Source organism: Halobacteriovorax sp. (assembly GCF_041587335.1).
Classification (GTDB): Bacteria; Bdellovibrionota; Bacteriovoracia; order Bacteriovoracales; family Bacteriovoracaceae; genus Halobacteriovorax.
In genome coordinates this window covers 1-12,074 of sequence record NZ_JBFGYP010000092.1, presented here as the reverse complement: position 1 = coordinate 12,074, position 12,074 = coordinate 1, and the positions used below count along the sequence as shown (strand labels likewise).

Here is a 12,074-nt window from a genome sequence, read left to right as displayed (position 1 = left end):
CCACGAATCATTGCAAAACTTTCTGCTGAATCAAAAAAAGATGCACCCTTAGCACAAGTCACTGTCTGTTTTCCTGCGTTAATAAGGTCTGCATCTACATTTTCTTCTGTAGGAAACTCACCCATACCAAGAAGTCCATTCTCAGACTGAAGCATAATTTCAATATCATTAGGAACATAGTTTGCTACTAACGTTGGAATACCAATTCCTAAGTTTACATAGAAGCCATCTTTTAATTCTCTAGCAATTCTCTGAGCTATCTGCTCTTTACTTAGTGCCATATCATCACCTACTTAGTTTTGTTTTACTGTTCTTTGTTCAATCCTCTTTTCAAACTTACCTTTAATTACGCGGTTGACGTAAATACCAGGTACTTGAATTTCATTAGGATCTAACTCACCTGCTTCAACGATCTCTTCAACTTCAACAACTGTAATTTTTCCAGCAGTAGCAATCATTGAGTTAAAGTTTCTAGCAGTACTTCTAAATATAAGATTACCTTGAGTATCGGCCTTCCATGCCTTAACTAAGGCAAAGTCTGCTTTAGGATAGGCCTCTTCAAGAACATACATTCTTCCATTAAATTCTTTAGTCTCTTTGCCTTCAGCAACTTGAGTACCGTATCCAGTGGCAGTATAAAAACCAGGAATCCCAGCACCGGTAGCTCTAATTTTCTCGGCCAGAGTACCTTGTGGAGTTAAAATCACTTCCATTTGACCACTGAGAAACAGTTCTTCAAATAGTTTATTTTCTCCAACGTAAGACCCAATCATTGTTTTGATCTGTCTTTTTTCTAGTAGTTTTCCAAGTCCAAAACCATCAACACCTGCATTGTTTGAAATACAAGTTAAACCTGTAACTCCAGAGTCAGCAACTTTATCAATTAGTCCCTCAGGTATTCCACAAAGACCAAAACCACCTACCATTAGTAGTTGATTGTCAGAAATCCCTGCTAGGGCCTCATCATAAGTTTTAACAACTTTATTTAATCCTTTCATCTTAACCTCTTTCTAAAGAAATTCTTTTAACTTATCAGAACTACTCTTCTCAACTTCAGCATGAAGTGAACCACCATGAGAGTCCATTGTTACAACAACAGGAAAATCTTTTACAGTAAGTTCCCAAATGGCCTCTGGAGAACCTAGGTCAGTCCAGAATACATCATCAACTGATTCAATTTTCTCAGCTAATACTTGAGCTGCCCCACCTATAGCATGAAAGTAAACACAGCCGTAATCCATACACCCTTGAAGTGTTTTAGGACCCATTCCACCTTTACCAATAACACCGAGAATTCCATGATCTCTCATAACTTCCCACTGATAAGGTTCTTCTCTGATCGAAGTAGTAGGACCTGCGGCCTTAACTTCATACTTTCCAGTTTTTTTATCTTGGATAACAACTGGACCACAGTGATAAATAATCTGATTATTAAAATCGACAGGAGGTTTAGTTCCATCATGTAATCTCTTATGAACGGCATCTCTACCAGTGTACATTTTTCCAGAGATTAGAACCATATCACCTACGCGAAGCTCTCTAATTTGTTCTTTATTAAATGGATAATCTATTCTTTTCATTATTACCTCTTAGTAAAGCCAGTTTTTAATTTTGTTAGATTTGTCTAGAGAAACACCTTGTCTTCTATAGGCCCAACACATGTACGAAACAGATACAAAGAAACTTGCAGGAAGACGATTAAGCGCTCCCACTTTACAACCAAGAAGTGTAGTCTTACCACCAAACCCCATAGGTCCTATTCCTAACTTGTTTGCTGTTTCAACAATATCTTTTTCAAGTGCAGCAAGTTCAGGTACAGAGTTCGTGTCATCGAGTTTTCTTAGTAATTGCTCTTTAGAGAATACATAACCAGCACCTCTATCTCCACCGATAGTTACGCCAAGAACACCTGGTCCACATCCCTTACCTTGAGCTTTTACAATCGCGTCTAGAATAACTTTTCTAACACCATCAAGATCACGACCTGCTTCTAAAGCAGTATTTGGAAGAGAATATTGTGCACCAACATTTTCACAGCCTCCACCTTTTAGCATTAACTTCACTTCAACTGTTTTCTTTGAATGCTCGTGAAAATGCATATCTGGATGACCAGGGCCAATATTCATAGTCTCATTCTTACCAGTTAATGAATCTACTGAATTTTGTCTTAGGTAACCAACTTCAGTGGCCTTTACAACGGCCTTATGTACAATTTTTGTAAATTTAGTTTGATTGAATCCTGGAGGGTGAGAAATATAAAAAAGAATTGTTCCCGTATCCTGACATAATGGCTGAGACTTTCTTTTAGCAAGTTCAATATTTGCTTTAATAATCCCCATAGCATATTCAGCTGTAGTATTCTTTTCTTCTCTAGCGAGGGCCTCTAGAACTACCTTTTGAATGTCGTCAGGAATTTCAGCAGAAGTTGATCTAATCAACTCTAAAATTGAGTCAAAAAGAATAGCATCAGTATTGATATTTTTAACTACTGTTTTCTTTGCTTTCGCTTTTATAGGAGATTTTTTAGCAGCTACTTTTTTAATAGCTTTTTTCGCGACTTTCTTAGTTGCTTTCTTTGCAACTTTTTTAGTGGCCTTCTTAGCAACTTTTTTCTTTGTAGCTTTTTTAGCTACTTTCTTAGTCGCCTTTTTTGCAACTTTTTTCTTAGCTGCCTTTTTTGCTACTTTCTTAGTTACCTTTTTTGCAACTTTCTTAGTTACCTTTTTTGCAACTTTCTTAGCAACCTTTTTCTTTGCGGCTTTCTTTGCAACCTTCTTCTTAGCAGATTTAATTGCTACTACTTTTTTAGCTGCTTTCTTAGCGACTTTCTTAGTTGCTTTTTTAGCTGCTTTTTTCGCTACCTTCTTCTTTGCCATAGCTAAGACTCCTCTTCTCTATAATTTATTGAGTTTAGTATCAAATAATTGTAATTTCAGTTTTAGAAAGTATAACAATGGCCTTTGTTATTGCCTAGTTATATTCTTACTTTGTCATTGGCGAAGGTTCCCATTTCGGCTATTGTGTAGCCTATGATTTCATTAAGTGGATTAAATGCTGCACAAAGACAAGCAGCCGATACAATTGAAGGCCCAGTATTAATTCTGGCCGGTGCAGGTAGTGGTAAAACTAGAACCATTACATATCGTATCGCCCACATGGTAGATAATCTCCACATAGATCAAAAGTCTATTCTAGCGGTAAGTTTCACTAATAAAGCCGCTAAAGAGATGCGAGAAAGAATCATAGGTCTTTTAGGAAAAAAGAAGGCACGTGGCTTAACGATGGCAACGTTTCATTCCCTCGGGGTAAAAATCCTTAAGAAGGAAATAACGAGGCTTGGTTACCATAAGAGTTTCTCCATTTATGACTCAGCTGATCAATCATCAATTATGAGAGAAGCGCTTAAGAGCTTTAAGGCCGGAAAGCAATTTGATCAAAAAATCATTATGTCTAAAATTGGAAAACTCAAAAACCAAGGAATAGGACCTGATGAGTACGCTGATAGTGAATACTTTGATGACGAAGACCCATACGACCACGCAACACACTATGTTTATGAATTTTACCAAGATAAGCTTAAATTCTATAATGCAATAGACTTTGACGATATCTTATTTCTCACAGTTAAGCTTTTTACTGATTTTCCAGAAGTGGCCAGAGAATATTCAGAACAATTTAAGTATATAATGGTCGATGAGTATCAGGATACTAACTCTCTACAATTTGATTTAATCTCAGGTCTGACCTCTACTCATAATAATCTATGTGTAGTTGGTGATGATGATCAAGCCATTTACTCATTTAGAGGCGCAGATATTACAAATATTCTAAGCTTTGAAAGAATGTTTCCTGGAGCAAAAGTCGTTAAGTTAGAAGAAAACTATAGGTCAGTCAGCCCTATCTTAGAACTTGCAAATAAAGTAATAAAAGAAAATATCAATAGAAGAGATAAGACTCTATGGTCACAGAAACAGAGCCCTAGTAAACCTTTTCTTTGGTCAATGGCAAATACTGAACATGAAGCTGAAGTGATTGCTGATGAAGTATCAAAGCACCAATCAAATGGTGGACACTTAGGCGATATAGCTATTCTCTATAGATCCAATACTCAGGCTCAGCCTTTTGAAGAAATTTTTAGAATGAATCAGATTCCCTATACAATTATTGGTGGTCAGAAGTTCTATGAAAAGAAAGAAGTTAAAGACCTTATGGCCTACTTAACTGTGATTCTTAATCCAAAAGATCAGCTACAACTTAGAAGAATATTAAATGTTCCAAATAGAGGGATTGGTTCTAGAACACTAGAAAAATATCTAGAAAAATCAGAAGCAGAAAACTTAACTCTATACGAAACTCTTCATCAACATCCAAATGTTGACCCTAATAGAGAGAAACATATTAGAGAGTTCACCTCAACAATTTCTAAATTTAAAGAAATTTTTGAACAGCACCCACTTCCTCAAGCAATAAGTAAACTTGTTGAAGATATTAACTTCTATCAATTTATAGAAAGATCATATGATAGTGCAAAACAAGTTGAACGTAGAAGAAATGATGTTCACTTTTTCATTGAATCTGCTGAGAGATTTGTTAAATATAATGGCGCTCATGCCACACTAAAGAACTTTGTTGAAAAACTACTCTTGCAAGACAATCAAGATACTGAGGAAGACGAAGATGATGATATTAGAAAAAATGAAGTCACTATGATGACTTTTCATTCATCTAAAGGACTTGAATTCGATACAGTTTATATGGTTGGAGTTGAAGAAGAGAGTCTACCTCATAAGAATACCATTAAAAATGGTGAAGATATTTCAGAAGAAAGAAGACTTTGTTATGTTGGTATTACTAGAGCACAAGAAAAGCTTATAATGACTTACTGTAAAGAGCGAAAAATCTATGGAAAAGAAACCCCTAGATTTGTAAGTAGATTCATCAATGAATTAGATAAAGATGGCTTCTGTGTACATCAAGACAGAACAACTTTTGGTCATATGAGTGAAGAAGAAGCCGACGATTATAAGAAAGGATTCTTTGCTAACTTAATCGACGGCCTAGATGATGATTCAATAAATTGAATTAGCTTTTCGTCACACATTCACTAGATTTAGAAAGGACAATAATAGAGTCAAAAGAAAAATCAACTGTTGATAGCCTACTGAATCTTATCTCTGTACCATCATCATTTAAAACAATGGATTTACTAGGGTCACCAGTGAGAGTAACGACTTCCTCATCTTGAGAAATACATGATTTTTGATTATCATATACTATCATAATTTTTCCATCACCAAGATCAGTTACCTCAGCAACATCTTCAACATAGTTGGCTATTGTTAAATCATCACGATAAGGAAATGTATAAACACGATTTATCAAAACATTATCTTCAAGCTTAAAATATAATCCAATAAGAGCATTACCAGTAGTTTCATAGAAGAGAACATACTCTCCAGAGAAATCTTTACCATCAATTAGAAACTTATTAGCGCTAACAGCAGGAGTTAACGACTTAGGCGTTGATGATTCTTCATTACTTTTACACGAGATAAAACTAAACAACATAATAACTACTAAAATTATTTTATACAAAATGGTCCTCCATTGTTGGTTTTAAAGCCTATCGACAAAGTAGAAGTTAAAAGTGAGTAGACGATTCAAAATCAAAACCAATTCAGAGTAGACTCTAAATAAATCTTAATTTTGAAACTTTAAACAATAGAAATTTGGAAAATATATTTTAATAGATGAAGATAAATTGATGTTCACAATTCACAAGGTATATTCACTTTCGAGGAAATAAAAAGGCCATCCTTGGCCAATTTGCTTTTAAGCATAAAGCTACCATCCTTGGAGCTTTAATCTTTTGAATAATTTATAACTAATGTTTTTCTTTCTATAAAAGGTAATACGCTCAATATTGAATCAAGTGCATCACTTTTAAAAGTATAATTTACATTTTTAATTTTTCTACAATCGATCTTATTGGATTCTAAAATTTCTTTAAGATAATGCTCAGATGATGATCCAAAACTAACAACACTTTTTTCTATAGTATAAATCTTTTTCTCTAAATTCTTTATTAAACCTTTTGAATAACAACCCTTAGGATTTAAGGTAAGAGAATGTGAGCAACTCGTAAACAAGAAAATCAAAATTAAATATTTCACTGTCGAACTCCGTATCCACGAATTTCAAAACGAACAGGTTTATACATACCAAGAGTTACATATGTCCAAAAGACGTCCATAAATTCTTGATACTCACGAACCTCAACCCTAGCAGCCGAAATAAGTCCATCATCCGCCAACTCATCATCAACATTCACATTATGCGCAGAAGGAACTAATCCCCATAGATAGAAATCTCTCTTTCCAATATGTGAGGCCTTCCTATTGTGATTTTCTTTAGGTGAAATATATGTAGGTATATTATCTGATGATATATAATTTATTTGAGAACAAGAGGTAGCTAAGAAGCATAATGGGATAATAAATAGAGAAAAACTTCTTTTCATAAATTCCAGTTCTAAAAGATTATAAACTATTGTTAATTTAAAAAAGTTCTATGTCAACTTAAGCTTAGCGACCAATAAATTTTGGTGCTCTCTTTTCTTTGAAAGCTTGAATTCCCTCAAAGTGATCTTCAGTTCTTTGAGAAATTCCCTGCATTGTACTTAGAAGATCAAGCTGATCACTAAGCCCTGCAGTCCTTCCAGACTTAAGCGCCATTTTCGTTAGAGAAAGTGCAACTGGACCATTGCTAGATATTTTTTGAGCTAAGCTCGTTGTAAAACTTAAAAGATCATCATGAGAAACATGATAATTACTAAGTCCCATTCTCGTAATATCATCTCCACTATAGATATCACCAGTCATGAACATTTCCATGGCCTTAGTATAACCAATCACTCTCTGCAAAAAGAAAGTTCCACCATCCCCAGGAACGAGAGAGAGTTTAGAAAACGTCTCCCCAAATTTAGACTTGTCACTTGAAACTCGAAGATCACACATCATTGCTAGATCACAACCTGCACCTATTGCGGCCCCATTAACCATAGCAATAATAGGAGTACGAAGAGACTCTATAGCACGTGGAATTCTCTGAATCCCTCTAGCATAACGACGCCTGAGTTCATTTGACTCACCTGCAAACATACCTGTCTTAGATTCCATTGCCTTAATGTCACCACCAGCACAAAAGAACTTACCAGCACCAGTTAGAATAATACACCTTATTGAATCATCTTCATCTGCATGACCTAATACACTCTCAAGAGAATCAATCATCTCATCACTTATAGCATTTGCCATAGATTCATTATCAAGAGTAATTGTTAGAACAAAGTCATTTTTTGAAACAAGAAGATCTTTAAAAGGCTTAGAGTACATATTACTTTCCAGATGCAAGGTAGGCAGTGAGATATTTAGAAACTGTCTTTTTATTTAGACAAGATAAAATATATTCAGATGCTTCAGAGAGCTTTTTCATATCTACGCCTGTCGATACGCCCATGCTCTCAAGCATATAGACAACATCCTCAGTCGCAACATTTCCAGTAGCACCCTTAGCGTATGGACAGCCTCCAAGACCTGCAGCAGAGCTATCAAAATTTGTAGCTCCCATTTCAAGAGATGCTAAAATATTAGCAAGTGCTAGTCCACGAGTATCATGAAAGTGCATGGCAATTTCATCTGATGAGTATTCTTTAAATACACTCTCAAGAATTGTCTTAACTTGTAGAGGGTTAGCGACACCAATAGTGTCCCCTAGAGAGATCTCATAGCAGCCCATTTCTTTTAATGTTTTTAAAAGATACATTAAAGTCTCAGTAGAAGTTTCACCTTCATAAGGACAACCAAAAACAGTTGAGATATATCCACGTACTTTAATACCGTTTTCTTTGGCCATTTTAACTACTGGACGAAACCTTTCAATTGACTCTTCAATAGTTGCATTAATATTTTTTTGATTGAATGTATTAGATGTAGAGGTAAATATTGCAATTTCAGAAACACCACTTTTTACGGCGATCTCCATTCCTTTTAGGTTTGGAACAAGTGTTGGTAGATGTACTGAATCAAAGTAGTCCTTACTTTTAATCAAACTATAGAGCTCTACAGCATCGGCCATCTGAGGAATCTTATCTTCACGAACAAAACTAGTCACCTCAATAGTTTTAAGGCCTGCCTCTGAGAGCATATCGATAAACTTCTCTTTTTGAGCACAGTTTAAGATTACTTTTTCATTTTGAAGGCCATCTCTTGGACCAACTTCAATTATTCGTGCATTTTTTGGCAACTTATTAAACATTATGCTTCCTCTTGAGATAAATCGACGAGATCGACTCCACCTGCACACTGTTGCCCCTCACTAAAGTGAATAGCAGAAATTGTACCGTCGGCATTGGCCTTAATTGTATGTTCCATCTTCATGGCCTCCATAACAATTAAAGAATCTCCCTCTTTAACCACATCACCAACTTTAACTAGAACTTGAAGAATTTTACCAGGCATTGGTGATTGCATATGACCACCAGAGCTTGCATTAGACTTAGATCTACTTCTTAGAGGTGACTCAATAGTCATTTCTCTTCCATCTACAATGAAATTATTTTCAAAACTAGAAACTAAAGCATTTAGATCACCAGAGATATATTGAGAAACAGAATCTACTTTTCGATTAGAAAAAGAGTATTGCTTACCGTTAAATGTAAACTCAACCTTTCCGTCTCTATTTAGAGATAGATCAATTTCAACTTCTTTCGAATTTATAATTAGTTTCTTTTTCATATATTTCTAAACCCTTGTAAACGATTCCAAGCTTGTACAGTCTCTGACTTTGTAGTGTCTTCGGTCTGACTGTTTGTTAAAAAAGAAGCAATTCCCGCTGCAATTTCTAAATCAGTTGTTTCAACAGGCTTAAGTAGATCGCTATACGTATCAATGAAGTGAGTAAACGTATCACCTTCTCTAAAAGGTGTCGTATTTACAATTCTTTTTAAATAGTCTCTATTAGTAGTTACACCTAAGAACTTTACTTCATTAAGTGAATGTAATGTCTTACTTATGGCAGAGTCTCTATCAACTCCCCAACATATAAGTTTTGCAAGCATTGGATCAAAGTCAATAGTAACTTCATTACCATCAACATAACCACTATCTAAGCGAACATTATTAAGAGTTGGTGTTCCAACGTGACCAATTTTACCAATAGCAGGCATGAAGTTATTGTCAGGATCTTCTGAGTAAATTCTAACTTCAATAGCATGACCATTTTGAGATATTTCTTGTTGCTTCATTGGAAGTTCAAGTCCAGCAGCTACAAGAATTTGTAACCTTACAAGGTCACTATTTGTGACCATTTCAGTTATTGGGTGTTCAACTTGAAGACGAGTGTTCATTTCTAAAAAGAAGAACTTACCATCCGCGTCCATTATAAACTCAACAGTACCAGCTCCCTTATAGTTTATCCCCGAAGATATTGCGACTGCAGTCTCACAGATAGACTTTCTAAGCTTATCATCAAGGGCCTTACTAGGAGTTTCCTCAACAACTTTCTGGTGACGTCTTTGAATAGAGCATTCTCTTTCAAAGAAGTGTAAGTGATTACCATGAGTATCACTCATCACCTGAACTTCGATATGTCTTGGATTTTGTATAAATTTTTCGATTAAAACAATATCGTTACCAAAAGAGTTTAGCGCCTCTCTCTTTGCTGAAGCTAGGGCCTCAATGAACTCTTCTTCTTTCCAAACAATACGCATTCCCTTTCCACCACCACCGGCAGATGCTTTAACAAGCACTGGGAAGCCAATATCTATGGCCGCAGCCTTTAGGACAGATTCACTTTGATCATCTCCATGATAACCAGGGATCAGAGGAATCTTTATTTTTTCCATCTCTACTTTTGAAGTTTTCTTATCTCCCATAATTTCCATACTATGAGGAGTAGGACCTATAAAAATTAGCCCTGCATCAGTTACTTTCTTAGCAAAAACTGAATTCTCAGATAAGAACCCATAACCTGGATGAATCGCCTTAGCACCACTGACCTTAGCAATCTCGATGATTTTCTCATGATTAAGATAGGTTTCGCTAAGAGGTCCCATACCAAGTGAGAAGCTTTCATCACTTAAGTATGAATGAGGATATGACTTCTCTGTCTCTGTATAAATTGTAACAGACTTAATTCCCATTTCTTTACACGTCTTCATTACTCTTAGAGCAATTTCACCACGGTTAGCAATTAAGATTTTATCTATTTTATTTAAGATTTCTGTACTCATTAAGAATCCTTCTTCCAATTTGGACGTCTTTTTTCTAATAAGGCGTTCATACCTTCTTGCCCTTCACTACTAACTCTTCTTTCAGCAATAGTTTCACAAGTATATTTTGAGATTTGCTCATATGTTGCACTTTCTAGAGAAATTACATTTCTAATTAAATCTTTTGCAACTTCTTGGGCCTTAGGCGCAGGTCTAATAAACTTCTTAGTTAGCTCAGCACAATCAGTGTCTAAATCTCCCTCCAAACTTACCTGATGAACTAGCCCTAAACTTGACGCTTTATTTGCATCAAATCTCTCACCTGTAAGAAAAGTTGCTCTAGCATTAGACTCTCCAATTTTTGCAATAACAAATGGAGAGATAACAGCAGGAACAAGCCCTAGCATTACTTCTGTAAAACCAAATAATGCCTTCTCGCTTGCAATAACATAATCACATACAGCTACAAGCCCAGCACCACCACCAAGAGCAGCACCGTTAATTTTTCCTATAACAGGTCTTTTACAATTATTAATTGTTTGAAAGAGGTCAGATAAAACTTGGCTGTCTTTGATATTCTCTTCAATGGAATAATCTATCATCGACTTCATCCAATTTAGATCGGCACCAGCGCAAAAAGATTTTCCAGCTCCAGTTAAAATAACAACCTTAACAGATTCGTCATTACTGATTTCACTAAACTTTTTAGTTAGGGCCACAATCAAGTCATCATTGAAAGCATTATGAATCTCAGGACGATTTAGAGTTACAGTTGCAACTCCAAGTTCATCACATTCATATAAGTATAATTCGCTCATAAACTTCCCTACATTCTAAATACGCCAAACTTAGTGTCGGCGATTGGGCTATTTAAAGAAGAACTAATGGCAAGGCCTAAGATATCTCTAGTATGGGCAGGATCTATAATTCCATCATCCCAAAGTCTTGCAGTTGAGTAGTATGCACTTCCTTCTTTTTCATATTTATCTAAAATAGGTTTTTCAAATTCCGCAACCTCATCTTTAGTCATTTCGGTTTTTCCGCGGGCCCTTAGCCCATCTTGTCTAACAGTAGAAAGTACGCCTGCGGCCTGTTCTCCACCCATTACAGAAATTCTAGCATTAGGCCACATCCATAGGAATCTAGGCTGATACGCTCTACCGCACATTCCATAGTTACCTGCACCAAAAGAACCTCCAATAATCACTGTGAACTTTGGAACTTCAACAGTAGAGACTGCAGTAACCATCTTAGCACAGTGCTTAGCAATCCCTTCACTCTCATATTGTTTACCAACCATGAAGCCTGTTATATTTTGTAAAAACACGAGCGGTATTTTTCTTTGTCCACAAAGCTCGATGAAGTGAGCACCTTTTTGCGCACTTTCGCTGAATAGAATACCGTTATTTGCAACGATCCCTACTTGATGACCGTGAATCCTAGCAAACCCAGTGACAAGAGTTGTTCCATATTTTTCTTTGAATTCATGAAACTCAGAACCGTCTACTATTCTTGAGATAATTTCTCTAATATCGAATGGCTTCTTAGTATCGTGTGGAAGTATTCCATATATTTCGTCTATACTTTGTTTAGGCTCGCTAAAAGATTTTACTTCTTTTTGACCTGCAAGTTCACCAAGAGAAGTATAGTTTAAGTTTTCTACAATATTCCTAGTAATGATTAGTGCTTCTTCTTCATTTTCAGCATAGTGATCGGCAACACCTGATTCATGAGTATGCACATATGCACCTCCTAAATCTTCAGCTGTAACTTCTTCACCTGTTGCAGCTTTTACAAGAGGTGG

12 protein-coding genes and 1 pseudogene are annotated in these 12,074 nt (G+C 35.8%); 1 reads left to right on the top strand and 12 read right to left on the bottom strand.

Annotated elements, in window-relative coordinates:
* The 3 genes and pseudogenes from ABX784_RS12140 to ABX784_RS12130 form a co-directional block, all read right to left on the bottom strand.
* Positions 1-281: CoA-transferase (locus ABX784_RS12140; protein WP_372655315.1), on the bottom strand; the 281-nt coding region annotated here is incomplete at its 3' end.
* 12 nt (positions 282-293) lie between these two features.
* Positions 294-998 carry a CoA transferase subunit A gene (locus ABX784_RS12135; protein WP_372655314.1) on the bottom strand — a complete coding sequence of 235 codons (705 nt, stop codon included), beginning with the start codon at positions 996-998 and terminating at the stop codon, positions 294-296.
* A 12-nt stretch (positions 999-1,010) separates the two neighbouring features.
* Positions 1,011-2,462 (bottom strand): annotated as a pseudogene (locus ABX784_RS12130) (FumA C-terminus/TtdB family hydratase beta subunit).
* A gap of 567 nt (positions 2,463-3,029) precedes the next feature.
* On the opposite strand from ABX784_RS12130, the gene ABX784_RS12125 reads away from it, so the two are divergent.
* Complete coding sequence (locus ABX784_RS12125; RefSeq protein ID WP_372655313.1) at positions 3,030-5,081, top strand: ATP-dependent helicase; 2,052 nt, start codon at positions 3,030-3,032, stop codon at positions 5,079-5,081.
* Between the two features lies 1 nt (position 5,082).
* On the opposite strand, the gene ABX784_RS12120 is transcribed toward ABX784_RS12125, so the two are convergent.
* The 9 genes from ABX784_RS12120 to ABX784_RS12080 form a co-directional block, all read right to left on the bottom strand.
* Positions 5,083-5,595 (bottom strand): hypothetical protein, encoded by a 513-nt coding sequence (locus ABX784_RS12120; RefSeq protein WP_372655312.1) that lies wholly within the window; start codon positions 5,593-5,595, stop codon positions 5,083-5,085.
* 266 nt (positions 5,596-5,861) lie between these two features.
* Positions 5,862-6,173, bottom strand: a complete 312-nt coding sequence (locus ABX784_RS12115) for a hypothetical protein (RefSeq protein WP_372655310.1) — start codon at positions 6,171-6,173, stop codon at positions 5,862-5,864.
* Positions 6,170-6,520: a Bor/Iss family lipoprotein gene (locus ABX784_RS12110; RefSeq protein ID WP_372655309.1), complete on the bottom strand. Its 351-nt coding sequence runs from the start codon at positions 6,518-6,520 to the stop codon at positions 6,170-6,172. The genes ABX784_RS12115 and ABX784_RS12110 overlap by 4 nt, the downstream gene beginning before the upstream one ends.
* 64 nt (positions 6,521-6,584) lie before the next feature.
* Positions 6,585-7,394 carry an enoyl-CoA hydratase-related protein gene (locus tag ABX784_RS12105; RefSeq protein WP_372655308.1) on the bottom strand — a complete coding sequence of 270 codons (810 nt, stop codon included), beginning with the start codon at positions 7,392-7,394 and terminating at the stop codon, positions 6,585-6,587.
* Position 7,395: 1 nt separating this feature from the next.
* Positions 7,396-8,316 (bottom strand): hydroxymethylglutaryl-CoA lyase, encoded by a 921-nt coding sequence (locus ABX784_RS12100; RefSeq protein ID WP_372655307.1) that lies wholly within the window; start codon positions 8,314-8,316, stop codon positions 7,396-7,398.
* Positions 8,316-8,795: a biotin/lipoyl-containing protein gene (locus tag ABX784_RS12095; protein ID WP_372655306.1), complete on the bottom strand. Its 480-nt coding sequence runs from the start codon at positions 8,793-8,795 to the stop codon at positions 8,316-8,318. Before ABX784_RS12095 ends, ABX784_RS12100 begins: the two co-directional genes overlap by 1 nt.
* Positions 8,792-10,291, bottom strand: coding sequence for an acetyl/propionyl/methylcrotonyl-CoA carboxylase subunit alpha (locus ABX784_RS12090; RefSeq protein ID WP_372655305.1), 1,500 nt, complete (start codon positions 10,289-10,291; stop codon positions 8,792-8,794). Before ABX784_RS12090 ends, ABX784_RS12095 begins: the two co-directional genes overlap by 4 nt.
* On the bottom strand, positions 10,291-11,088 hold the full coding sequence (locus tag ABX784_RS12085; RefSeq protein ID WP_372655304.1) for an enoyl-CoA hydratase-related protein: 798 nt from the start codon (positions 11,086-11,088) through the stop codon (positions 10,291-10,293). The genes ABX784_RS12090 and ABX784_RS12085 overlap by 1 nt, the downstream gene beginning before the upstream one ends.
* A gap of 8 nt (positions 11,089-11,096) precedes the next feature.
* Positions 11,097-12,074, bottom strand: a 978-nt coding sequence (locus ABX784_RS12080; RefSeq protein ID WP_372655303.1) for a carboxyl transferase domain-containing protein, incomplete at its 5' end; no start/stop codon positions are given.

Coding starts and splice junctions, on each gene's coding strand:
- ABX784_RS12135 (WP_372655314.1), bottom strand. CDS start 998: ATGAAAGGATTAAATAAAGTTGTTAAAACTTATGATGAGGCCCTAGCA.
- ABX784_RS12125 (WP_372655313.1), top strand. CDS start 3,030: ATGATTTCATTAAGTGGATTAAATGCTGCACAAAGACAAGCAGCCGAT.
- ABX784_RS12110 (WP_372655309.1), bottom strand. CDS start 6,520: ATGAAAAGAAGTTTTTCTCTATTTATTATCCCATTATGCTTCTTAGCT.
- ABX784_RS12105 (WP_372655308.1), bottom strand. CDS start 7,394: ATGTACTCTAAGCCTTTTAAAGATCTTCTTGTTTCAAAAAATGACTTT.
- ABX784_RS12100 (WP_372655307.1), bottom strand. CDS start 8,316: ATGTTTAATAAGTTGCCAAAAAATGCACGAATAATTGAAGTTGGTCCA.
- ABX784_RS12095 (WP_372655306.1), bottom strand. CDS start 8,795: ATGAAAAAGAAACTAATTATAAATTCGAAAGAAGTTGAAATTGATCTA.
- ABX784_RS12090 (WP_372655305.1), bottom strand. CDS start 10,291: ATGAGTACAGAAATCTTAAATAAAATAGATAAAATCTTAATTGCTAAC.
- ABX784_RS12085 (WP_372655304.1), bottom strand. CDS start 11,088: ATGAGCGAATTATACTTATATGAATGTGATGAACTTGGAGTTGCAACT.